At 65.5% G+C, this 22,986-nt stretch carries 18 protein-coding genes; 10 read left to right on the forward strand and 8 right to left on the reverse strand.

The features are described 5' to 3' along the window. Window positions 1–75 precede the first annotated feature (75 nt). Complete coding sequence (locus tag BLQ71_RS07900; protein ID WP_074621316.1) at window positions 76–1,986, forward strand: hypothetical protein; 1,911 nt, start codon at window positions 76–78, stop codon at window positions 1,984–1,986. 50 nt (window positions 1,987–2,036) lie between these two features. On the opposite strand, the gene BLQ71_RS07905 is transcribed toward BLQ71_RS07900, so the two are convergent. Then, window positions 2,037–3,278, reverse strand: coding sequence for an L-rhamnose isomerase (locus BLQ71_RS07905; protein WP_074621317.1), 1,242 nt, complete (start codon window positions 3,276–3,278; stop codon window positions 2,037–2,039). A 50-nt stretch (window positions 3,279–3,328) separates the two neighbouring features. Further along, window positions 3,329–5,431: a bifunctional rhamnulose-1-phosphate aldolase/short-chain dehydrogenase gene (locus BLQ71_RS07910; protein ID WP_074621318.1), complete on the reverse strand. Its 2,103-nt coding sequence runs from the start codon at window positions 5,429–5,431 to the stop codon at window positions 3,329–3,331. 186 nt (window positions 5,432–5,617) lie between these two features. Here BLQ71_RS07910 and BLQ71_RS07915 point away from each other — a divergent pair, with 186 nt between their 5' ends. The 7 genes from BLQ71_RS07915 to BLQ71_RS07945 all read left to right on the forward strand — a co-directional run bounded on the left by BLQ71_RS07915 (window position 5,618) and on the right by BLQ71_RS07945 (window position 12,802). Further along, window positions 5,618–6,424 carry a DeoR/GlpR family DNA-binding transcription regulator gene (locus tag BLQ71_RS07915; RefSeq protein WP_074621319.1) on the forward strand — a complete coding sequence of 269 codons (807 nt, stop codon included), beginning with the start codon at window positions 5,618–5,620 and terminating at the stop codon, window positions 6,422–6,424. Between the two features lie 42 nt (window positions 6,425–6,466). Continuing rightward, window positions 6,467–7,471, forward strand: a complete 1,005-nt coding sequence (gene rhaS / locus BLQ71_RS07920) for a rhamnose ABC transporter substrate-binding protein (protein ID WP_043145460.1) — start codon at window positions 6,467–6,469, stop codon at window positions 7,469–7,471. 122 nt (window positions 7,472–7,593) lie between these two features. After that, on the forward strand, window positions 7,594–9,120 hold the full coding sequence (locus tag BLQ71_RS07925; protein WP_074621320.1) for a sugar ABC transporter ATP-binding protein: 1,527 nt from the start codon (window positions 7,594–7,596) through the stop codon (window positions 9,118–9,120). Window positions 9,121–9,130: 10 nt separating this feature from the next. Further along, window positions 9,131–10,114 carry an ABC transporter permease gene (locus BLQ71_RS07930; RefSeq protein ID WP_088702471.1) on the forward strand — a complete coding sequence of 328 codons (984 nt, stop codon included), beginning with the start codon at window positions 9,131–9,133 and terminating at the stop codon, window positions 10,112–10,114. After that, window positions 10,111–11,112: an ABC transporter permease gene (locus tag BLQ71_RS07935; RefSeq protein WP_074621321.1), complete on the forward strand. Its 1,002-nt coding sequence runs from the start codon at window positions 10,111–10,113 to the stop codon at window positions 11,110–11,112. Before BLQ71_RS07930 ends, BLQ71_RS07935 begins: the two co-directional genes overlap by 4 nt. After that, window positions 11,112–11,426 (forward strand): L-rhamnose mutarotase, encoded by a 315-nt coding sequence (rhaM, locus tag BLQ71_RS07940; RefSeq protein ID WP_088702474.1) that lies wholly within the window; start codon window positions 11,112–11,114, stop codon window positions 11,424–11,426. The genes BLQ71_RS07935 and rhaM overlap by 1 nt, the downstream gene beginning before the upstream one ends. Next, window positions 11,423–12,802 carry an FGGY-family carbohydrate kinase gene (locus tag BLQ71_RS07945; RefSeq protein WP_074621322.1) on the forward strand — a complete coding sequence of 460 codons (1,380 nt, stop codon included), beginning with the start codon at window positions 11,423–11,425 and terminating at the stop codon, window positions 12,800–12,802. Before rhaM ends, BLQ71_RS07945 begins: the two co-directional genes overlap by 4 nt. A gap of 20 nt (window positions 12,803–12,822) precedes the next feature. On the opposite strand, the gene BLQ71_RS07950 is transcribed toward BLQ71_RS07945, so the two are convergent. Further along, entirely contained in the window at window positions 12,823–15,804 is a 2,982-nt protein-coding gene (locus BLQ71_RS07950; protein ID WP_162846286.1) for a transporter substrate-binding domain-containing protein, read from the reverse strand. Window positions 15,805–16,010: 206 nt separating this feature from the next. On the opposite strand from BLQ71_RS07950, the gene BLQ71_RS07955 reads away from it, so the two are divergent. Next, entirely contained in the window at window positions 16,011–16,385 is a 375-nt protein-coding gene (locus tag BLQ71_RS07955; protein ID WP_074621324.1) for a response regulator, read from the forward strand. Between the two features lie 7 nt (window positions 16,386–16,392). Here BLQ71_RS07955 and BLQ71_RS07960 read toward each other — a convergent pair whose 3' ends face one another. The 4 genes from BLQ71_RS07960 to BLQ71_RS07975 form a co-directional block, all read right to left on the reverse strand. Continuing rightward, complete coding sequence (locus BLQ71_RS07960) at window positions 16,393–17,694, reverse strand: TRAP transporter large permease (protein WP_074621325.1); 1,302 nt, start codon at window positions 17,692–17,694, stop codon at window positions 16,393–16,395. Continuing rightward, a complete protein-coding gene (locus BLQ71_RS07965) occupies window positions 17,691–18,191 on the reverse strand; it encodes a TRAP transporter small permease (RefSeq protein WP_074621326.1) in 501 nt (166 codons plus the stop codon). The genes BLQ71_RS07960 and BLQ71_RS07965 overlap by 4 nt, the downstream gene beginning before the upstream one ends. Before the next feature lie 66 nt (window positions 18,192–18,257). Then, a complete protein-coding gene (dctP, locus tag BLQ71_RS07970) occupies window positions 18,258–19,349 on the reverse strand; it encodes a TRAP transporter substrate-binding protein DctP (RefSeq protein ID WP_074621327.1) in 1,092 nt (363 codons plus the stop codon). A 78-nt stretch (window positions 19,350–19,427) separates the two neighbouring features. Then, window positions 19,428–19,943 (reverse strand): MarR family winged helix-turn-helix transcriptional regulator, encoded by a 516-nt coding sequence (locus BLQ71_RS07975; protein ID WP_198548584.1) that lies wholly within the window; start codon window positions 19,941–19,943, stop codon window positions 19,428–19,430. Between the two features lie 97 nt (window positions 19,944–20,040). Here BLQ71_RS07975 and BLQ71_RS07980 point away from each other — a divergent pair, with 97 nt between their 5' ends. Beyond that, window positions 20,041–21,882 (forward strand): feruloyl-CoA synthase, encoded by a 1,842-nt coding sequence (locus tag BLQ71_RS07980; protein ID WP_083342187.1) that lies wholly within the window; start codon window positions 20,041–20,043, stop codon window positions 21,880–21,882. 45 nt (window positions 21,883–21,927) lie between these two features. Here BLQ71_RS07980 and BLQ71_RS07985 read toward each other — a convergent pair whose 3' ends face one another. After that, window positions 21,928–22,932 carry a 1-aminocyclopropane-1-carboxylate deaminase/D-cysteine desulfhydrase gene (locus BLQ71_RS07985; protein WP_074621328.1) on the reverse strand — a complete coding sequence of 335 codons (1,005 nt, stop codon included), beginning with the start codon at window positions 22,930–22,932 and terminating at the stop codon, window positions 21,928–21,930. Between the last annotated feature and the right edge of the window lie 54 nt (window positions 22,933–22,986).

Here is a 22,986-nt window from a genome sequence, read left to right on the forward strand (position 1 = left end):
ACGCGGGCAGGTGATGCGTCGTAGACTCGGAACACGGCCTTTAAGCCGTCCGCGAATGACGAGGAGTCGACGACCATGACCAAATCCATTTTCCTGCCCGCCCTGCTGGCAACCACCTGTCTTGTTTCCACCGCCCTTGCCTCTCCGCAGATCACCCGGATCGAACTGGGACAGGCCGGGATCGCCCGCTACACATTCATTGCGCCGACAGAGGGCAACACGCTGTCCTTCGACGTGCCGATGCGCGATTCCGATGACGTTCTGGCCTCGCTCGTGGTGCGCGATCCCTCGGGCGGCGTCATCGACCTGCAGACCGACACCCCCGGCAGCAGCCTGGCCGCGCTGGCGGACACCATCTTTGCCGGCGGCGTGCCGCGCACGACAGAGGAGCTGGTGCGCGCGATGATCGGCGAGACGCTGGAAGTCACCACCGCGCGCGGCGCCTTTACCGGCCGCATCATGGGCGTGGGCGAAACCCAGATCGTCGAAGAGGGCAAGGACGTCACGCGCACCACCGTCCTGATGCTGACCGAGGACGGGGTGCAGGACATCGTCCTGACCCCCGGTGCGCAGGTCACCTTTTCGGAGGATGTCGCCGCGCAACTGGCCCGCGCGATGGACGCCGACCGGCGCGACAGCAAGACCCGGCGTTTCGACCTGACGCTGGAGGCAGCGGATGCCCGCGACGTGCACCTGTCCTACGTGACAGAGGTCGCGGCCTGGAAGAATTCCTGGCGGCTTCTCCTGGACGAGGGCCGGTTCCAGGGCTGGGCCACGGTCGAGAATGTCTCGGGGCAGGATTGGGACGACGTGGCGCTGACACTGACCACCGGCTCTCCCGTGGCCTACCGGCGCGAACTGATCGACCCTCTGTATATCGCGCGCAACGATCCGCCCTCGGGCCCGCGCCCGGTCACGGTTGCCCCCGACCGGGGCGTCAGGGCGCTTGCCGCCCCCGCCGCCGAAGCCGCCTATGCCCCCGTGGTCAAGGAAATGCTGGCGCTCGACCTTGCCAAACCCTCTGGCACCGCCCGCGCGGGCGAAGTGCTGAGCGGCGCGGGCATCCTGCGCTATGCGATGCCGCAGCCCGTCGACCTGGAAGATGGGCGCACCGCGAACCTGATGTATTTCGACATGGCGATCGAGCCCGAGATCCGCGCGCTGTACCGTCCGCAGAAGACCGGCAACCAGGTCCTGATGGCCGCTTCGCTGCAGGCGGACCAGGCACTGGCGCCGGGTCTGGTCTCTGTCCAGGATGCGAACGGCTTTGTGGGCGATGCGCCCTTCACCGGCATGCTGGCCGGGCAAAGCCGCCTGTTGCCCTTTGCCGAGGCCACCGGCGCCACGGTCAACACCGACCGCCGCCAGACCCAGCGCATTTCCGCGATGATTTCCGGCGGGGAACAGGTGACTGTCAACCTGATCACCCTGCGCACCACGCGGTATGACGCCACCGTGCCGGAGGAAGCGACGCTCTTTTCAGTCGAACATCCCGGCGGCTTCGGTGAACTCGACAGCGCGCCGGGCAAGGTGGAACAGGGTGACGGTTTCATCCGCGTGACCGTGCCAGTCGAGGCGGGCGAAGTCTCGCTGGACGTCGTGGAACGGTCGGTCAGCCGCCGGCAGTATTCGCTGGACTCGGGGGATTTCGAACGGCTGGTGCTGGACGTGCGCGCCGGGCGGATCGCCGTCGATGCGGCCCTGAGCGAGAGCTTTGACAGCGCGCATGACCTCTTGCGCCGCTCCCGCGCGATCGAGCAGGAGATCACCTCCCTGGAAGACCGCCAGCGCGAACTGTCGAGCGAACAGGGCCGCCTGCGTGCAAACCTCGACGCGGTCGAGGTCGAGACCCTGCGCAACCGCTACATCGAGGCTCTGGACAGCACCGAGACGGAAATTGTCGCGGCAGCGGACAAGCTGGACGAGTTGCGTGGCGAGTTGCGGACGGTCGGGACCGACCTGATCGCACTCTTCGATCCCAAGTAAGGCAATCCGGCTGCCGGTCCCTTGCAGGTCCGGCAGCCGCCATTCAGCGCTCAGCCACGCCCGGCGACGCTGTCCTGATAGCGATCGAGGTCCGCGATCAGCGCCTGGCCGACGGGCACCTCCATCCGGGCGCAGAACTCTGCCCAGACCGCGCCATAGGGCAGATCCTTCAGCTCTTCGGTCAGCATGAAACGACGGCTGAAATCCAGCGCGTTTTCCGCACCTTTCAGAGTGTCCATCGGCAAGAGCAGCGCCCGCAACAGCGCCTTTTGCATGTTGCGCGTGCCGATCACCCAGGCCGCCGTGCGACTGATCGTGGCGTCGAAGAAATCCAGCCCGATATGCGTGCGCCCCAGCAGGTCACAGGCCACCAGTTCCTGCGCCATCGCCAGGATGTCATCGCTTTGCAGGATGACGTGATCGCTGTCCCAGCGCATCGGGCGCGAAACGTGCAGCAGGATCTCATCCACCGACAGAGCGACCGATGACAGCTTGTCCGCGATGTTCTCGGTCGGGTGGAAATGACCCATGTCGAGGCACAAGAGCGTGCCCCTGCGGGTGGCATAGCCCAGGTAGAATTCATGACTGCCGACGGTGAAGGCCTCGACCCCGATCCCGAACAGCTTGCTTTCGACGGCGTCCAGCATCTGCGCCCGGTCCTGCGGGTCGGCCAGCATGGCATCCAGCGAGGATTGCAGCCGTTGCCTCGCCGCCATCCGGTCGATGGGATGATCCTTCATTCCGTCCGGAACCCAGATATTGTTGACGCAGGGACTGCCCAGCTCGGCCCCCATGCGCGCGGCGATCTCACGCGTGCGGCGTCCGTGTTCGATCCAGAAGTCGCGGATGCCCGCATCCGGATGCGCCAGCGTCAGGTTGTCGTCCGCCTTGGCATGGGCAAAGAAGGTCGGATTGAAATCCAGCCCCAGCCCGCTGTCCCTGGCCCAGTCCACCCAGGGGGTAAAATGGCGGTATTCGATCGCGTCGCGGTCCGGGCTTTCGTCCGTGTCCATGTACATGGCGTGCAGGTTCAGCCGGTGGCGACCCGGGATCCTGGAAAAGGCGAAATCCAGGTCCGCACGCAGCTCGTCCGGGGTGCGGGCACGACCTGGATAATTCCCGGTGGCCTGGATGCCGCCACCGGATGCGCCGCTCTTGGCCTCGAAACCCACGACATCGTCGCCCTGCCAGCAGTGGACCGAAATGGCGATGTCTTTCAGCCGCTCTATCGCGGTCTCGGTTTCGACGCCCCAGTCGGCGAAGGCGGCGCGGGCGCTTTCGTATTGGCTCATGGTATCCTCCCATTGCGACCCGGCAGAGGCTAGCCCCGCCGGATCTGTCCTCAGCGCGGGAACGCCTGCACGTTGCCGGCGTCCACGTTCAGGATGTTGCCCGTCGACTTGGCCGAGGTATCGGCGGCGAAGAAATAGCAGGCCTCGGCGATGTCTTCCGGCAGGACGGAGCGTTTGAGCATCGAGCGGTTGCGGTACATCTCCTCGAGTCCCTCCTTGTCGGTGCCGTAGGTCGCGGCGCGCTGTTCCAGCCACTCGCCTTCCCAGATCTTCGACCCGCGCAACACCGCATCGGGGTTGACCACGTTGACCCGGATGCCCGCCTCGGCACCTTCCAGCGCAAGGCAGCGCGCCAGGTGGATTTCCGAGGCCTTGGCGGTGCAATAGGCAGAGGCATTGGGCGAGGCCGCCAGCCCGTTCTTGGAGGCGACAAAGACGATGGAACCGCCCAGTCCCTGCGTCCGCATCAGGCCGAACGCCTCTCGGCTGACAAGGAAATAGCCCGTGCTCAGGATCTCCATGTTCCTGTTCCAAAGTGCCAGAGAGGTCTTTTCGACCGGCGCGGACGAGGCGATGCCCGCGTTGGACACGAGGATATCGGTGCCGCCGAACTCGACCGACGCATCGGCAAAGGCCTGCGCCACCGCCTCTTCGCGGGTCACATCCATGACGACGCTGCGCACCACGTCCCCACCGAACTGCTTTTCAAGCTGCGCGCGTGTGGCCTCCAGCGCCTTGGCGTCGATATCGGCCAGCACCACGCAGGCGCCCTCGGACAGGTAGCGGGCCGCCGTTGCCGCACCGATTCCCCCTGCCCCGCCCGTGACCAGTGCGATCCGGCCCGCCAGCGATTTAGGCTTGGGCATCCGCTGCAGCTTGGCCTCTTCGAGCAGCCAGTACTCGATGTCAAAGGCCTCTTGTTCGGGCAGCCCCTGGTAGGTGCTGATGGCCGAGGCGCCGCGCATGACGTTGATCGCGTTGACATAGAACTCGCCCGAGATCCGCGCCGTCGCCTTGTCCTTGGCAAAGGTGATCATGCCGACACCGGGCAGCAGGTAGACAACCGCGTTCGGATCGCGCATCGCCGGGCTATCATCGCGTTTGCAGCGGTCGTAGTAGGCGGCATAATCGGCGCGATAAGCTTCGATCTGCTCCGGCAGGCTTTCCAGCACCGTGTCGAGGTTGCCCTTGACCGGGTCGTAATCGACCACGAAGGGACGGATCTTGGTCCGCAGGAAATGGTCCGGGCAAGAGGTGCCCAAGGCCGCCAGCGGCGCCATATCCTGCGCGTTGACGAATTCCAGCACCGCGTCGCTGTCGTTGAAATGGCCAACCATGTGCTGGTTGCCCGACACGAAACCGCGAATGGCGGGCATCAGCCGCGCGGCGACCGTGCGGCGCTGCTCTGCCGCGAGCGACTTGTACTTTGCACCGCCGAAGGCCGGCACATCCTTGGTCTTGTCTGCCAGCCACTCTGTCGCCGCGTTGATCACGTCGATTGTGGTGTCGTAACAGGTCCTGGCATCATCCGCCCAGGTGAACAGCCCGTGGCTTTCCAGCACCACGCCGTCGGCCTCGGGGTTCTCAAGGCAGAATTTCTCCAGCCACAGGCCCAATTCATAGCCGGGCCGCTTCCACGGCAACCAGCCGATACGGTTGCCAAAGATCTCCTGCGTCAGCTCACGCGAGTTTTCCGAGGCGGCAATGGCGATGATGGCGTCCGCGTGGACGTGATCAACGTGTTTGCGCGGTACATAAGCGTGCAAAGGCGTGTCGATGGAGGCCGCGCGCGGGTTCAATCGAAAGGTGCAATGCGGCAGGTAACCCACCATCTCGTCCTCGTGCTCGACACCGCGATAGAGCGACTTCAGCGCCTGCAGCTTGTCCATGTAGAGCGTGGCGAAACCGTCCATCTTTATCGAGCCGATATCCCCGCCCGATCCCTTGACCCAGAGCACCTCTACCTGCTCGCCGCTCAGCGGATCGGTCTCCATGACCTTGGCCGAGGTATTGCCGCCGCCATAGTTGGTCACGCGCTTGTCGGCGCCCAGGATGTTCGAGCGGTACAGCAACAGCTCCGATTCGCTCATCCCCTGCGCCTCAGCCGCATCCCAGCGATTTTCCAGAAGATGATTGTCCACGGTTTTCAACATCTTGTCCTCCCGACGGGCGCACCGGCGCCGCTGTAAATCTGATCGGGATGCTGAGCGGATTGCGCCAAATTGTCAATCATATCCAATCATAAACAACCATACTGCGCCGCAGAATGATTGATGTTGATTGTTTTTGATTGACGAACGCGGCGAATCCACGCAATCTTCATCGCCAAGGAGGAGCCGATGCACGAGAAAGAACGCCACAGGATCATTCTCTCTGCCGTGCAGGATCGCCCGGTCGTGACCGTCGTCGACCTGTGCAACCTGACAGAGGCGTCCGAGGCAACGATCCGGCGCGACATCGCCACGCTTCACATGCAGAAGAAACTGCGCCGTGTGCGCGGCGGGGCCGAAGCCCTGACACCGCCGCCCTTCGTGGGACTTGCCGGGCGGCCCTTCTCGGTCAACCAGACATTGCGCATCAAGCAGAAGCAGGCCATCGCCCGGGCGGCGGTCGAACTGTGCGAGGACGGCGACTCGATCATCATCAACGGTGGCACCACGACCTTTCAGATGGTGCACCCGCTGGCCAGCCGCCGTTGCCAGGTCTTCACCAACTCCTTTCCCATCGCGGAACATTTGCTCAAGCATTCCAAGAACATGGTGATGTTGTCCGGCGGGATGATCTACCGCGAACAGAACATCGTCCTGTCGCCCTTCGACAACGATGTGACGCGCAATTTCTGGGCCCGGCGCATGTTCATGGGCGCGCAAGGGCTGGGGCCCATCGGGTTGATGGAAGCCGACCCACTGCTGATCCAGGCCGAACAGAAACTGATCGGCCAGGCGGACGAGCTGGTGGTGCTGGTCGACAGCACCAAGTTCGACAACCGCTCCAGCCTCGTGCTTTGCGCGCTCGACCGGATCGACACGGTCATCACCGACGAGGGCATATCCGACAAGGCCGCCGCCATGCTGGAGGCGGCGGATGTTTCACTGATCGTCGCCCAGTCCGGCGCCGCGACACAGGAAGGCGAGGCCGCGTCCTAGCGGCCCGCAAGACAAACGACTTCGATCAAGGGAGGAATAACAATGATCCGTCGTACCTTTACCAAGCTGCTCGCGGGGGCCACGCTGGCCACCGGGCTGATGGGCACCTCGGCGCTGGCACAGGACGATCCGGTGCGCATCGCGCTGGTGGTCAAGGCCCTGGGAATCGGCTTTTTCGAGGCCGCGGCCAAGGGCGCCGAAGAGGCCGCCGCCGACCTCGGCAACACCGAGATCATCTACACCGGCCCGACCGACACCACGGCCGAGGCGCAGATCCAGGTCATCAACTCGCTGATCGCGCAGGGCGTCGACGCCATCGCGGTCTCGGCCAACGATCCCGATGCGCTGGTGCCGGTCCTGAAAAAGGCCATGCAGCGCGGCATCACCGTGATCTCCTGGGACTCGGGCGTGGCACCGGAAGGCCGCCAGATGCACCTGAACCCCTCGTCCAACCCGCTGATCGGCAACATGATCATCAAGCTGGCCGCCGATGAGCTGCCCGATGGCGGCAAGGTTGCCCTGCTCTCGGCCACCACCACCTCGACCAACCAGAACATCTGGATCGACGAGATGAAGAAGGTCATGGGCGACTATCCGGGGATCGAGCTGGTGGCGACCGTCTATGGCGACGACCTCGCCGACAAGTCCTACCGCGAGGCGCAGGGCCTGATGCAGAAATACCCTGACCTCGACGCGATCATCGCGCCGACCTCGGTCGGTATCGTGGCCGCGGCACAGGCGGTCGTGGACGCCGGCAAGGTGGGTCAGGTCAACGTGACCGGCCTGGGCCTGCCGTCGGAAATGGCCGGAGCCATCGACAGCGGCGCCTCCAAGTCCTTTGCGATCTGGAACCCGATCGACCTGGGCTATTCCGCCACGATGATCGCCCATGCGCTGGCCAGCGGCGACGCCACGGCGGAACCGGGCGCGGAAATCCCGATGGGCCGCATGGGCAGCGTCACGCTGGACGACGACAATGCCGGGGCGATGGCCGATCCCTTCGTCTACGACAGCTCGAACATCGACGACTTCAAGTCGATCTTCTGATCGCCTCCCCACCCGGGGCAATCCACCGGGGGGCCACATGCCCCCCGGTTCATCCGAAAAATCACACCGAACACGCGCAGGCCAACCGCGACACCCCGGCCTGCGGCAGGGGAGGTCATGGGATGCTGATGCAGGCAGGCAGCGACGACAACGCACAGACCCTTACGGGCCCGGTCCTGTCCCTCGACGGGATCACCAAGACCTTTCCCGGGGTCAAGGCGCTGGACGAGATCCGGCTGGACCTGCACCCGGGCCAGGTCACGGCGCTTGTCGGCGAAAATGGCGCGGGAAAGTCCACGGTCGTCAAGATCCTGACCGGAATCTACCAGCCCGACGGCGGGGAAATCCGGGTCGATGGCAGCGCCCGCCGCTTTCCCAGCCCGCAGGATGCGGCGGATGCGGGCATCACCGCCATTCACCAGGAAACCGTCCTGTTCGACGAACTGACGGTGGCCGAAAACATCTTTCTGGGCCACGCCCCGCGCAACCGCTGGGGCCTGATCGACTGGCCCCGGATGCGCCGCGAGGCCGAAACGATCCTGCGCGGCATCGGCGCCCAGGTCGATCCCGATCATCCGTTGCGCGATCTCGGCATCGCGAACAAGCACCTCGTCGCCATCGCCCGCGCCCTGTCCATCGACGCCCGCGTGGTCATCATGGACGAACCCACGGCCGCCCTGTCGCACAAGGAAATCGAAGAGCTGTACGAGCTGGTCGAAACCCTCAAGGCACAGGGCAAGGCGATCCTCTTCATCAGCCACAAGTTCGACGAGATCTTCCGCATCGCCGACCGCTATACCGTGTTCCGCGACGGCCAGTTCGTCGGCGCGGGGCTGATCGCGGACGTGACAGAGGCCGACCTGGTCAAGATGATGGTCGGTCGCGAGGTCAGCCAGATCTTCCCCAAGCGCAGCCCCAGCATCGGCGAAGAGGTGCTGCAGGTCGCGGGCTACGCCCACCCGACCGAATTCGCGGACATCGGCTTTCGCCTGAACCGGGGCGAGATCCTGGGGTTCTACGGATTGGTCGGCGCCGGCCGGTCGGAATTCATGCAGGCGCTGTTCGGGATCACGAAACCGTCCAAGGGTGTCACGAAGATCGACGGCAAGATCCGGGTGATCCGATCACCCGCCGACGCGGTGGCCAACGGCATCGTCTATGTCCCCGAGGACCGGGGAAAGCAGGGCGCCATCACCGCCTTGCCGATTTTTCAGAACGTCACCCTACCCTCGCTGGCGCGCACCTCGCGCAGGGGGTTCCTGCAGCTGGCCGAGGAATTCAAGCTGGCCCGCGAATACACCCGGCGACTGGATCTGCGCGCGGCCTCGCTGGACACGCCGGTGGGCAACCTGTCGGGCGGCAACCAGCAGAAGGTGGTGATCGCCAAGTGGCTGGCCACCCAGCCCCGCGTCATCATCCTGGACGAACCGACCAAGGGCATCGACATCGGGTCGAAGGCGGCGGTTCATGACTTCATGGCCGAACTGGCCGCGCAGGGGCTGGCCGTCATCATGGTCAGCTCGGAAATCCCCGAGATCCTGGGCATGTCCGACCGCGTCATCGTCATGCGCGAAGGCCGGATCGCCGCCGAGGTGCAGGGGGATGACCTGACGCCCGAGACGCTTGTCCGCCACGCCGCCGGTATCTGAGGAGAGAGCGATGATCCGCAAACTTGCCACCAGGCGCGAAACCCTGCTGCTGGGCGCGCTCTTGCTGTTGCTGGCCGTGATCGCCACGCGCTTTCCCGGTTTCGTGGCGCCGTCCAACCTGGCGGATGTGTTCAACGACACGGCGCCGCTGATCCTGCTGGCCATCGGCCAGATGGTGGTCATCCTGACCCGCTGCATCGACCTGTCGGTGGCCGCCAACCTGGCGCTGACCGGCATGGTGGTGGCGATGCTGAACGTGGCCGTGCCTGGCCTGCCGGTGGCGGTAACGCTGGCGGTCGCCTTGGGCCTGGGCGCGGCCCTGGGCATGGTCAACGGCCTGCTGGTCTGGAAACTGGACATTCCGCCCATCGTGGTCACGCTGGGCACCATGACGATCTTTCGCGGCACGATCTTCGTCATCTCGGGCGGTGACTGGGTCAACAGCCACGAGATGGGAGAGGGATTCAAGGCCTTTCCGCGCGCCGAGTTGCTGGGCCTGCCGATGCTGAGCTGGATCGCGATCCTGGCCCTGGCGGTCTTTTCCCTGGTCATGACCCGCACGACGCTGGGCCGCGCCTTCTACGCGGTGGGCGGCAACCCGCACGCGGCCACCTATACCGGCATCGACGTGGGCCGGACCCAGTTCTGGGCCTTTACCCTGTCCGGTACCCTGGCCGGCCTGACGGGCTATCTCTGGGTCTCGCGCTACGCTGTGGCCTATGTCGACATCGCCGGCGGGTTCGAGCTGGACGTGGTGGCGGCCTGCGTGATCGGCGGCATCTCGATCATGGGCGGCGTCGGCACGGTCTGGGGCGCCCTGCTGGGGGCCCTGTTCCTGGGCGTCATCAAGAACGCCCTTCCGGTGGTCAACATCTCGCCCTTCTGGCAGCTGGCGATTTCCGGCAGCGCCATCATCATCGCGGTGGCGGTCAATGCCCGCGCCGGACGCGACAAGGGCCGCATCATCCTGAAATCCGCGGAGCACGCCACATGACGACATTGCATGACACCGCACCGGGGCGCCAGATCCCCGACCGGCTGCAATCGCCCCTGCAACGGCGGCTGAAGAGCTGGGAAACCCTGCTGCTGCTGGTGGCCATCGGCATCTTCGTCGCCAACAGCTTTGCCTCGCCCTATTTCCTCAACGCCTGGAACCTGAGCGACGCAACCTTCAACTTTACCGAAAAGGCGATGATCGCCTTTGCGATGGCGCTGCTGATCATCTCGGGCGAGATCGACCTGTCGGTCGCGGCGATCATCGCGCTGGCCTCGACCGCGATGGGCGCGGCCATGACCGCGGGGGCCGCTACGCCGATGATCCTGCTGGTGGGGATCGGCACCGGCCTGGCCTGCGGCGCATTCAACGGGGTGCTCGTCACCCGTTTCGGCCTGCCCTCCATCGTCGTCACCATCGGCACCATGAGCCTGTTTCGAGGCATCAGCTACATCGTCCTGGGCGACCAGGCCTTTCGCGGCTACCCCTCAGATTTCGCCTTCTTCGGACAGGGCTACGTGTTCTGGGTGATCTCCTTCGAGCTGGTGCTTTTCGCCGTGCTCGCCGTGATCTACGCCGTGGTCCTGCACCTGACCAACTTTGGCCGCGCGGTCTATGCCATCGGCAACAATGCGACGGGGGCAGAGTTTTCAGGCATCCGAGTCGCGCGGGTGAAATTCATCCTCTTCCTGCTGACCGGCCTGATGTCGGGCATCGCCGCCATCTGCCTGACCTCGCGGCTGGGCTCGACCCGCCCCTCCATCGCCTTCGGATGGGAGCTGGAGGTGGTGACGATGGTGGTACTTGGCGGTGTCAACATCCTGGGCGGATCCGGGTCCATCCCCGGCGTCGTCATCGCCGCCTTCGTCATGGGGCTGGTGACCTTCGGACTGGGCCTGTTGAACGTGCCCGGCATCGTCATGTCGATCGTGATCGGCGCGCTGCTGATCGGGGTGATCGCCCTGCCCCGGCTCTGGTCGAAATGGCGGGCCGCGTGATGCAGAAATACGCCTTCAAGATGACGCTCACCCCCGGATGCGAGACCGAGTACCGCAAGCGCCATGACGCGATCTGGCCCGAATTGTCGCAGCTGCTGAAAGAGGCGGGCGTGTCGGATTACTCGATCCACCTCGACCGGGACACGCATACGCTATTTGCGGTGCTCTGGAGACGGGACGATCATACGATGGACGCCCTCCCCGACCATCCGGTCATGCAGAGATGGTGGGCGCATATGGCGGACATCATGGAGACCAGGAACGACAACGAACCCGTGGCGACGCCGCTGGAAACGGTCTTTCACCTGCCATGACGGGGGGGCACGTCGCCGTCATCGACATTGGCAAGACCAACGCCAAGCTGGCATTGGTCGACCCTGCCGACCTGGCGGAAGTCGCCGTCATCACCCGGCCAAACACGGTGCGTCCCGGTCCACCCTGGCCGCATTTCGATACCGAGGGACACTGGCAGTTCCTGCTGGACGGGCTTCGCGGCTTTCACGCGGCCCACGGTATTTCCGCGATCTCCGTCACCACGCATGGCGCCTGTGCCGCGTTGCTGGACGAAAAAGGTGGGCTGGCGGCGCCGATCCTCGATTACGAACATGACGGCCCGGACGACCTGTCGGCCGACTATGACGCACTGCGCCCGGGGTTTTCAGAAACAGGCTCTCCGCGCCTGGGCATGGGGCTGAACCTGGGGTCGCAACTGCACTGGATGCTGCAGACAGATCCGGGCTTGCGGGCGCGCACCGCGCGGATCGTCACCTATCCGCAGTATTGGGGGTTTCGCCTGACCGGCGTTGCCGCCACGGATGTGACCTCTCTGGGATGTCACACGGATCTCTGGCTGCCGGCCGAGGGGCGGTTTTCCCCTTTGGTGGACACGCTGGGCCTGGGCGGGATCATGGCCCCGCCACGCCGCCCGGACGAGGTTCTGGGCCCGATCACGGCGGAAGTGGCAAAGGCGACCGGTCTGCCGCCGGAGACACCGGTGCAATGCGGCATCCACGATTCCAACGCCTCGCTGTTGCCGCACCTGCGCAGCCAGCAGACCCCGTTTTCCGTGGTCTCGACCGGCACCTGGGTCATTGCGATGTCCATCGGGGGGCAACAGGTGGACCTGGACCCGGGAAAGGACACGCTCATCAACGTCAACGCGCTGGGTGCGCCCGTACCGTCTGCGCGGTTCATGGGCGGACGCGAACATGACGTCGCCTCGGGCGGTGCCTATCCCGACCCCGATGAGACAGAGCTTGCTGCCGTCTTGCGCGACGGCATCATGCTGTTGCCGGCAGTAGAGCCCGGTTCTGGCCCCTTCCGGGGCCGGCAGGCGCGCTGGATCGGGGCGGAACCCGCGCCCGGCACCGGGCGGCGCGGGGCGGCGCTGGCCTTTTACCTGGCGCTGATGACGGCCCATTGCCTGCGGATCATCGGCCACGCGGGCCAGATCGTTGTCGAAGGCCCCTTTGCCCGTAACCGCGCCTATGCCCGGATGCTTGCGGCGGCGACCGGCGACCGGGTCATCCCTTCCGGCGCCGCCACGGGCACCTCGCAGGGGGCGGCGCTGCTGGTGGATGGGACGCGGCCCGCCATGCCCGCGCCGATTGCGCCAGCCGATGGGGCCGACCCGCTGGCAGCTCAAATGCGGGCCTATGCAGACCTCTGGCAGGACCGCAGCGGCGCCTGACAGCGGCCATCCCCGAAGGTCTACGCCTGCCCTTCCTTCAAGGCCGCGTGGATCGCCTTTGCGAGGTCCGGCAAGGGACAGGGCTTCTGCAGCACCGGCAGCCCAAGCGCCCGGATCTCGTCCGAACCGACCTCGGCATGGCCAGACATCAGGACAATTGCCATCCGCGCGAACCGCGTGCAAATGGCGCGCGCCAGATCTATCCCCGAAACGCCACCCGGCATCAAGATATCGCTGAGAACCACATCGTAGTCGGCTCCGGCATCCAGCCGATCCAGTGCGGCCCGACCGGTCTCGGCCATGTCCACATCGTAGCCGAGATCGCGCAGCAATTCTGCCATCGGCTCGCGCAGCGCCGCCTGATCCTCGACCAGCAACAGGCGCCAGCCGTCGCCGCGCGGGATGGCCCCCGAGGTCTGCGGCAGCGCCCCGCCATCACCCGCGACACGCGGCAGGCGCAACCGGACCGTGGTCCCGTTGCCCGGCTCCGAAGAGAGCGACAGGCGCCCCGACGACCGCGCCGCAAGACTGTCGACCATCGCCAGGCCCAGCCCGGTGCCGCCCGCGTCGGTCTTTGTCGAAAAGAACGGGTCGGTCGCCTGGCGCAACACGTCTCCCGTCATGCCGGGGCCATTGTCAGACACGGCGATCTCCACCATGTGCCCGGTCTCCGCGTCCTCCTGGTCGGATGTGCGCATGTCGTATCTCCGGACCTGGATCACGATCTCGTCGCCCTGACCGGAGTCCGCCATCGCGTCGCGCGCATTCAGGATCAGGTTCAGCAGGGCGTTTTCCAATTCCCCCCTGACACAGTGTACAAAGACATCCTCGTCGACCGCCGGCAGGATCAGCCCGATGGCCTCTCCGATGGCGGGCCGGGCCAGGCTTTCCAGTTCCTTTAGGCTTTCGCGCAGGCTGACCGCGCCGGGTTCCTGCGGCGACTGGCGGGAAAATCCCAGCAGGCGCTGCGTCAGGTTGTTGCCGTGTCTGACGGTGTCGATGATCCGGTCGACCGTCGCCGCAAGGGGGCCTTCGGCCTTCATCCGGATCAATTGCGCATTATAGAGGATCGTGGCCAGGATATTGTTGAAGTCATGGGCCAGACCACCCGTCAACATCCCCAGCGAGGACAGCCTCTGGGACCGCTCCAGCTTTTGCCGGTTCAATTCGTTGTCATGGGTGTCTTCGACGATCATCAGCGCCGACAGCCCCGACCCCGGAGAAGTGACCGCATCGCTGGTCACACGGACATAGCGCGACGCCTGATCCGGACGGGCACGGAAAAGGCAAACCTGCCCGTTGGTCATTTCGCCACGAAAGAGGCGCTGAAGCGGGTCCCGCCCGGGATCGAGTGGCTCGGCGCTGATCGGTTCAAGGAACTGCGCGCTCTCGGGCCAATGTTGCGGTGAGACGTCCCCCTCCAAGCCCAGCAGCACCCGACCGCCCGGGTTGATGACAGCCATCTCTCCGCCGGTGCCAAAGCCGAAGACCCCCTGCCGCGTGCTCGCCAGGATCGCCGCAAGCCTCTCGCTGGCCAGCGCCGTCTGGGCGCGCAGCCGATCGGCATTGGCGCGGGCGCGCCAGTTCTGGACCAGGAAGGCCAGCGCCCCCAGGATGGCCAGCGCCCCGCCGCCATAGAGGATCAGGTTGACCCGCCGGTCGGTCCAGAACACCGGGTCCTCCATCCATTGCCGGGCCAGATCGCGGTATTGGTCAGAACCGACATACCCCCGGATGACCACGTCCAGCCGTCGCTGCAAATCCCCCAGGCCCGGCCGCATTGCAATGGCCAGGTCGTTCCGGAACACCGGCGCGTCGAGCTGGGCAAAGGCATCGCTCAACCCCATTTCCTGGACCGTCCTCTGGAAGGTCACGCGCGGCATCACCAAGGCGTCGATCCGACCCGCACGCAGATCCTGCGCACCGCCTCTGACCTCGGGCAACATGACCAGCGGCACGCCGAGATCCGCCGCGATCTCGGCGCGCAACGGGCTGCTCTGGATGATACCGATCCGCCCTTCTTCCGGTCGCAGCTCTCGGCCCGCGTCGGCGGCACGAACGAAAATGGCATATTCGATCGTCTGGATCGGTGCGCTGAACTGCAACAGGTTCCGCTCTGCCTCTGTCACGCTGCGCAAGGGCAGGAGATCGAAGGCGCCGGCCCTTGGCCCCCGCGCCCAACTTTCCAGCGTGATCGGTTCGAACTGCACGGCGATGTCCGCGCGCGCCGCCAGGTCGCGCAGCACCTCGACCGCGAAACCGCGGACCCGCCCGTCTTCCTCGACCAGGTGGTAGGGCGGGAAATGCGATACACCCACGGTCAGCACATCCGGAACCGGCACCGGCGGCACCATGAGCCAGCTCGCGCGCAGATCGTCCAGTGCCCCGCTGTCCTCCAGGCGTGCAAGCGCCGCCTCGATCCCCGGCAAGAGAGGGGCAAATTCCGGGCGAAGCGCGACAAAATGGGAATTTTCCCGCACCGGCGGAAATGTCGGGCGCACAAGCCCATCCAGCCCGGTCCGGCGCAGCGTTCTTTCGCCCAACGCGGACAGGACGATCACCCCGTCCACCTGGCCATCGAGAAGATGCGCGAAGGCCGTGACCTGGTCATCATAGGGCACCATGACGCTGCCTTCAGGTGGTCTCATCCGGCTGGCGACCGTGTTGCGCAGGACACCTATGCGCCTGTCAGTGAAGGTTTCGAAGCGCCAGTCTCGCGGGGCGTCAGCGCGGACGAACAGGACGAAGCGCGTTTCCGCGACTGGTCCGGCAAACAAGAGCTGGCCATCGTCGATGGCGCCTCTGCCAACACCGGCCAGCAAATCGGCACGCCCCCGGGACAGCGCCGGCAGCACCTCCGTCGTCAGGCCGACATCGACGAGGTCGATTTCGAACCCTGCCTCCTCTGCGAGCATCCGGGCGAGGTCGAGGAAGAAACTGCGCGGAGTCCCGTCCGCCTCGACAAATCCGAAACTGGAATCGCCTGCCCAGGGAACGCGCAACACTTGCCTCTCGGGGGATTGTGCGCCCGCCGTCAGTGGCATCAGCAAGAAAAACACCCCGATCAGCAGCCACCGGGCCCGCGAAGACGCGAAAAGGATTCTCAAATGATGGCTCCTCGACCGCCGGGGACGCGCGATTATAGATTGTGGCCACGGGTTTCCAATGGCATTTCCAACTGGATAACTCATTGGAAAGCAGTGTTCACTTGACCGACGCGACAAAGATCCTGGTGATCGAGGACAACGGGCCCTTTCTCGCGGCGCTGGCCGATACGCTCGAGATGTTCGGTTACGCGGTCGAACAGCTCTCGGACCCGGCCAGGGCCCTGAATCGGGTGGCAAGCGCCCCCGGTTTCGACATCCTGGTGGTCGACCTGCACCTTGGGGCATTGCTCTCGGGCACGGAGGTCGCGCAGGCAGCACGACAAAGCGCGCCGGACCTTCCCGTGATCCTTCTGACCGGCGGACAAACCGACGGGCCGCCCCACACCCTCGCGTCCAGCGAATTGGTGATGAAGACAGACGGGCCTATGGCCCTGCGCGATGCGCTTGACCGGGCCAGCGCGGCGCTGGCGGACTGACCGGCAGCTACAGCAGCCCCGGCAGGAACAGAACCGCCGCCGGGAAGGCGATTGTCAGGATCACCACCACGAGATCCGCCAGAAGGAAGGGGATCACCCCGGCAAAGATCTGCGCAGTGGTGACATATTTGTAGGCCACGTTCTTGATGACGAAGACGTTCAGCCCCACCGGCGGCGTGATCATCCCGATTTCCAGCAGCTTGACCACCAGCACCCCGAACCAGACCAGGCTCAGCCCCTGGCTTTGCAGAACTGGCAGGAACACCGGCAGCGTGACCAGCATGGCGCCCACCGGCTCCATGAAGGTGCCAAGCGCCAGGTAGATCAGCACCACGATCAGCATGAGTTGCACATAGGTCAGGTCCGCGCCCGCGACCCAGGAATTGATGAAGCCCGACAGCCCCGACAGGCCCAGGAAGCGTGTGAACATCGCCGCCCCCACCGCGATGATGAAAAGCGAGCCGGTCGTGGTGACGGTTTCCAGCAACGACTGGCTGACGACCTCGCGGGACAGGCGGCCGGTGACGGCGGAAATGACGATGGTGCCCAGCGCGCCCACGGCGCCCGCCTCCGTGGCGGAAAAGAACTCGGCAAAGAGCCCGCCAAAGACCAGCACGATCAGCGCCAGGATCGGCAGGACGTTCAGCACGGCACTGCGCGTCGTGCCCGTCTCGGGCGCGTCGATGCGGGGGGGCACCACGTCCGGGCGAAACAGGCTGATGAGCAGGATCACGGCACAATAGGACACCGCCGTCACCAGCCCGATGCCGATGCCGCCGACAAAGACCTGCGTGATCGAGGTTTCGGCAAAGACGCCGTAGAGGATCATCAGGATCGACGGCGGGATCAGCGCACCGATGGTCCCCCCCGCCGCGATGGATCCGGCGGCGATGGAGGGGCGATAGCCCGCCTTGACCATTTCCGGGATGGCGATGCGCCCCATTGCGGCAGCGCAGGCCAGCGACGACCCCGACACGGCGGCAAAGCCCGAACAGGCAAAGACCGAGGAAATCGCCAGCCCGCCCGGCAGCCTGCGCAGCACCAGTTTGGCCGCCTCGAACAGCCCCCCGGTCAGCCCGGCATGAAAGGCGACGAACCCCATCAGCAGGAACATCGGCACCGCCGACAACGTCCAGGAGGCGACGAAATCGTAAGGCGTGGAATAGAGGATGCCGACCGCCGGTTTGATCCCGACAAGGCTGACCACCCCGCCGAAACTGACCGCGATCAGCGCCATCGCCACGGGCACCCGCAACAGCAACAGGACGATCAGGATGCCAACCCCGTAGAACCCCGTCTCGACGCTCATGCGCTACGTCCGATCTGCCGTGCGCGGTCGGCGGCCTTGACCAGGCAGGCACCCGTTGCCAGCGCAAAGCCCAGCGTCGGGAAGATGTAGCTGGGGTAGGTCAGGAACTCGATATCGCCCAGTTCGATCATCGTGCCCCTTTTCCAGTTGGACACCATCGACCCCCAGGTCGCCCAGGCCAGCGTGCCGTAGATCCCGCAGGCAATGGCCGCGACCAGCGCGTCCGAAAGTTGCCGCAGCCAGGGCGGCAGGAAGCTGTCGATCAGCTCGACCGAGACCATTTCATCGCGCAACTCGATATAGGCCAGCGGCAGAAAGGCCAGCGGCACCATGTAGTAACGGGCCACCATCGCGTTGGTCGAACTGAAGGAATAGCGAAAGAGGTTTCTCAACACCACGTCGAGGCAGATGTGCAGCATCATCACGACAACCGCGATGGCGCCCAGAAGGGCAAGCACGCGGGCAATCCGTGACGCGGCCTGTGTCAGCGCGTTCATGTGTCGGGCTTTCCGGTCGGATGGGGCGCCCTGCCCCGCGCCGCGCGCGGGACCGGGCCAGAGGTGTCAGAGACCGTAGCTCGCCAGGTCAACCTTGCTCCAGATCCGCTCCCAGGCCAGTTCGGCCAGGGCATCGGGATCGTTGCCCGTGTCGGCGATCAACTCGGACCATTCGTCGACCAGCCGGGCAAAATCGGCGGCGATGTCCCCGGCCTTGGCGATCTGTGCCTCGCGGTCCGCCGCGGCAAACCCCTCGGAAGCGGCCAGCAGGTCGTCGGAGGCCTCGACCACCACGATGTCAGAGCCGGCCACCGCTTCGCGCGCGTCGGCGGGTAGTTGATAGGCCCAGCGGTCGGTCAGGTCGAAATTCGCCCGGTTGGCGGCCTTGACGATCATCAGGCGCTGTTCCTCGGACAGGCGCTGCCATGTCGGCAAGGCAACCGTAAAGTTGGAGGTGGCGTGATAGGTGCCGATGGGCACCGTGTTGAAATGCGTGGCGATGTCGACCAACCGATAGGACAGCATGTCCACGACAGAGGCCATCGTACCGTCGATCACGCCCTGGCTCATCGCCTCGAAGGTGGCTCCGACACCCATCGGGACGCCGGTGGCACCAAAATGCTCGGCCCAGCGCGAATAGGGCGCCCCGCCCGACCGCAGGCGCAGCCCCTGCAGATCCTCAACGGAGTCCACCGGCTTGGTGGTGATCAGGCCGTAGACGTCCGAAGACCCCGCCCCGAGAAAGACACCGCCGAACGCCTTGTATTCCTGCTGGCAGGGTTCGCAGGTGACCACCCATTCGGTCATGGCCAGCGCCATCGCATGCGGGTTGCGCCCCTGAAGCGCCAGGTCACCCGCCACGCCGGTCAACGGGAAATCCGCCGCGAAATACAGCGGCAGCGAGTTGCCGATGTCCGCCAGGCCCGAGTTCAGTGCATCCGCCATCTGCGGCAAGGCCACCACCTCGGGGCCCAGCAGCGTGGTTCCGATCGTGCCGCCGGATTCCTTTGCCAGGTACTCGGCAAAATGGGTGTACATGTAGTGGGCCGGATGCGCCGGCGGGGCCGCAGGCGCCAGGCGCAGGTCCTGTGCAGCAACCGTTCCCGCGATCAAGGTCCCCGCCACGGCCAGCGCCGCGAATGAGAAGGTCGTCTTCATCGTTCTATCCTCCCTGGATGAAGTCCGTGTACGGCCTGCCGGGTTGCGCGCCTCCTCGCGGCATCCCGGGGCCGTGGTTCAGTCGTCCGCCTTGCGCCCCACCCCGCTGTATCGCCGCAGCAGATGGGCAAGCTGACGGCACTCGGCGTCGCTCAGCCCGTGATTGTGATAATCGTCGTGCCCGAAAAAGGCGTCCCGGTGGTCCCGGACAAAGGCCTCGCCACCTTCGGTCAGGTACAGGCGGACCGACCGCCGGTCGTCGTCCGGAATGACCCGGCGGATACGGTCCTGGACCTCCAGCCGGCGGATCATCTTGGTCATCTGCGCGGGCTTGATGCCCAGCGTTTCCGCCAGCAATCCCTGCCGGACCCCCGGGTTCCGCAGGATCACCCACATGACCGAGAATTCTCCGGGGCGGAGACCGATCTCGTCGAAGGCCGCGTAGAACCGTTCGTAGGCCCGCACCTGCGAGATCCGCAGCAGGAACCCCAGTGAGTTCTCCAGTTCATGCAGGGAAACGGCCCCATCCGTGTCCGGTGCGGCCTCTACGCCGGGCCGATCCTGGTCGGGCCTGAAGGTGTCCCCTTCGTTCACGCGCGCCTCCTGCGATTGCCCCGATTCTATATTTTTAAATTGTTTCCGAGTAAAGAATTTCGTAGGACATGAACTGAGCCAGGGGGAGGGTTCGGCCATGACAGAGATGCGGCCGGTCAGGCTGTGGCAGCCGCGCGTCCGGCAGGAAACGCGCGATGACGGGACCATCCTCGTCTGGCAGGAAGAGCCGCTTGGCCCCTACCCGCGCTGCCTGTCGGAAAAGATCGCTCATTGGGCCGCGGCCACGCCGGATCACCTGTGGATGGCCGAACGCGACGATGCCGGGGACTGGCGTGGCCACAGCTACGCAGAGCTGGCCGACCTGACCGAGCGGGTGGGCAGCGCGCTTCTGGATCTGGGGCTTTCGGTCGACCGCCCGCTCCTGATCCTCTCGGGCAACAGCCTCGATCATGCGGTGATCGCCCTGTCGGCCCAGCACGTCGGCATCCCCTCTGCTGCGATCGCGCCCGCCTACGCACTGACCGGGCCGGACTATCCGAAACTGGCCGACATCGCGCGCCAGATCACTCCGGGCGCTGTCTTTGCCGACAGGCTGGACGCCTTCGCCCCCGCCATCCGCAAGGTTCTTGATCCCGATCTGCCGATCATCACGGGCGCAGGCGAGTTGCCCGGCCACCGCATCCTGCGCTGGGATGACCTCAAACGGACCGAGCCGGCGGAGGCCGCCCGTGCCGCCGCCCGCGCCGTCACCCCCGACACGGTGGCCAAGTTCCTCTTTACCTCCGGCACAACCGGTTCTCCCAAGGCGGTGATCACCACTCAGCGGATGCTCTGTTCCAACATGGCGATGGTGCAGGACTGCTATGCCTTCATGAAAGAGGAACCGCCCGTACTGGTGGACTGGGCGCCCTGGAACCACGTCGCCTCGGGCAGCAAGGTCTTCAACATGGCGCTCTACAACGGCGGCACTTTCTACATCGACAAGGGCAACCCCGGCCCGCAAGGGATCGAAGAGACGATCCGCAACCTTCGAGAGATCGCGCCGACCTGGTATTTCAATGTCCCCGTCGGCTATGACGCCCTGATCCGCGCGATGCAGGCGGACACAGACCTGGCCTGCACCTTCTTCAGCCGGGTCAAGCTTCTGCTCTATGCAGGCGCAGGCATGGCCACCCACACGTGGGAGGCACTCAAGACGCTGTCGGAACAGACGGTGGGCGCGCGCACCCTACTGTCGACCGGGCTGGGGGCGACCGAGACCGCCCCCTTTGCCCTGACCTGTGTCGAGGAACAGGACCTCCCCGGCAATGTCGGCGTGCCCGCCAAGGGTGTCACGATCAAGCTGGTGCCAACGGGCGGCAAGCTGGAACTGCGCATCAAGGGGCCGCTGGTCACGCCCGGCTATTGGCGCGCGCCAAAACTGACCGCGCAGGCCTTTGACGAGGAAGGCTTCTACAAGCTGGGGGACGCGGTGCGTTTTGCCGTGCCCGGCGATGCTGCGCAGGGGTTCTTCTTCGACGGGCGCATCGCCGAGAACTTCAAGCTGAACACGGGCACATGGGTCGCGGTGGGGGCGCTCCGTGCGAAACTGGTCGATGCTCTGGGGGGCCTGGCGCGTGACGCGGTCATCACCGGCGAAGGCCAGAACGAATTGGGCGCCCTTCTGGTTCCGTCCCGCGCCGGCGCAGAGGCATTGGTGCCCGACGGCGCCGCACTGGACGACGCGGCGCTCTGGTCCCGGCCAGAGGTGCGCGCCGCGCTGCAAGAGCGGATGGCCAAGCTGGCACAGGAGGCCACCGGCTCTTCGATGCGGATTGCCCGCGCGATCGTGATGATCGAACCGCTGGATCTGAACGCGGGCGAGGTGACCGACAAGGGATCGGTCAACCAGCGCGCGGTGCTGAACAATCGCGGCGACCTGGTCCGGCGGCTTTACGCGGGCGACCCCGAGGTGATCCTCGCCCGCTCTCCGCGCTGAACGCCTCAAAGGCGCGCCCCGGCCGAAACCGGGACGCGCACCCCTTCACGCGCTGACGTCGGCTGTCAGTTGCTCGTTGAAGGGGAACAGCGCGGGCGTGCCGCCGCAATGCACGAACAGCACGTCCGATCCCTGTTCGATGGCGCCGCGTTGCGCCAGGTCGATGATCCCGGCCATCGCCTTGCCGGTATAGACCGGGTCCAGCAGCACGCCCTCGGCATGGCCGGTCCGCAGGATGGCGGCGTTGCCCTGCTCGGAGGGGATGGAATAGCCCGGCCCGACATAGTCATTCTCGATTCGCAGATCCTCGGGTGTGAATCGCTGCTCCAATTCCAGCAGCTCTGCCGCGTCATTGGCCATGACCGCGATCCGCTCGGCGAACGGCACGGCGGTGCCGGTGACGGCGATGCCCAGTACCCTGGTCCCTGGCCACCAGATCGAACAGCCGACGACCATGCCCGCCAGCGTGCCACCCGACCCAACCGGCGCGCAGATATAATCCGGCGCCTTGCGGCCCGTGGCCGCGTATTGTTCCGACAGTTCGCGGATCGCGTTCACATAGCCCATCGCACCCAGCGCGCTGGCGCCCCCCAGCGGGATGATATAGGGCGTCTCGCCCCGTGCCTCTGCGGCATCCGCATGGGCCTGCATGCGCGGATTGATCTGCTCGAAATAAGCGTCCGGGTCCAGGAAATCGACCTCGGCCCCCAGGATGTGATCCAGCAAGAGGTTGCCCTGCCAGGCGTCGGGACGGTTGCCGCGCAGCACCAGGATCGGCTTCATGCCGAATTTTCGGGCAGCAGCGGCGGTCATCCGCGCATGGTTGGACTGCTGCCCGCCGGTGGTGATGACCACCTGGACGCCGCGCGCCACCGCGTCCGCCATCAGGAACTCCAGCTTGCGCACCTTGTTGCCACCGCCGCCGAAGCCCGTGAAATCATCGCGTTTCACCGAAAGCGAGACGCCCAGCTCACCGCTCAGACGGGGCAGGTCCTCGACCGGGGTGGGCAGGAATCCCAGCGACAGCCGGGGCAATTCATCGAGTTTCATGCTCGGTCCTTTCTCTTGATTGGCCCGCCGGGGCGAGTTTCCCCTTGCATGATC

The sequence above is a fragment of the Antarctobacter albus genome (assembly GCF_900101505.1).
Classification (GTDB): Bacteria; Pseudomonadota; Alphaproteobacteria; order Rhodobacterales; family Rhodobacteraceae; genus Antarctobacter; species Antarctobacter albus.

Coding starts and splice junctions, on each gene's coding strand:
- BLQ71_RS07900 (WP_074621316.1), top strand. CDS start 76: ATGACCAAATCCATTTTCCTGCCCGCCCTGCTGGCAACCACCTGTCTT.
- BLQ71_RS07905 (WP_074621317.1), bottom strand. CDS start 3,278: ATGAGCCAATACGAAAGCGCCCGCGCCGCCTTCGCCGACTGGGGCGTC.
- BLQ71_RS07910 (WP_074621318.1), bottom strand. CDS start 5,431: ATGTTGAAAACCGTGGACAATCATCTTCTGGAAAATCGCTGGGATGCG.
- BLQ71_RS07915 (WP_074621319.1), top strand. CDS start 5,618: ATGCACGAGAAAGAACGCCACAGGATCATTCTCTCTGCCGTGCAGGAT.
- rhaS (WP_043145460.1), top strand. CDS start 6,467: ATGATCCGTCGTACCTTTACCAAGCTGCTCGCGGGGGCCACGCTGGCC.
- BLQ71_RS07925 (WP_074621320.1), top strand. CDS start 7,594: ATGCTGATGCAGGCAGGCAGCGACGACAACGCACAGACCCTTACGGGC.
- BLQ71_RS07930 (WP_088702471.1), top strand. CDS start 9,131: ATGATCCGCAAACTTGCCACCAGGCGCGAAACCCTGCTGCTGGGCGCG.
- BLQ71_RS07935 (WP_074621321.1), top strand. CDS start 10,111: ATGACGACATTGCATGACACCGCACCGGGGCGCCAGATCCCCGACCGG.
- rhaM (WP_088702474.1), top strand. CDS start 11,112: ATGCAGAAATACGCCTTCAAGATGACGCTCACCCCCGGATGCGAGACC.
- BLQ71_RS07945 (WP_074621322.1), top strand. CDS start 11,423: ATGACGGGGGGGCACGTCGCCGTCATCGACATTGGCAAGACCAACGCC.
- BLQ71_RS07960 (WP_074621325.1), bottom strand. CDS start 17,694: ATGAGCGTCGAGACGGGGTTCTACGGGGTTGGCATCCTGATCGTCCTG.
- BLQ71_RS07965 (WP_074621326.1), bottom strand. CDS start 18,191: ATGAACGCGCTGACACAGGCCGCGTCACGGATTGCCCGCGTGCTTGCC.
- dctP (WP_074621327.1), bottom strand. CDS start 19,349: ATGAAGACGACCTTCTCATTCGCGGCGCTGGCCGTGGCGGGGACCTTG.
- BLQ71_RS07980 (WP_083342187.1), top strand. CDS start 20,041: ATGACAGAGATGCGGCCGGTCAGGCTGTGGCAGCCGCGCGTCCGGCAG.
- BLQ71_RS07985 (WP_074621328.1), bottom strand. CDS start 22,932: ATGAAACTCGATGAATTGCCCCGGCTGTCGCTGGGATTCCTGCCCACC.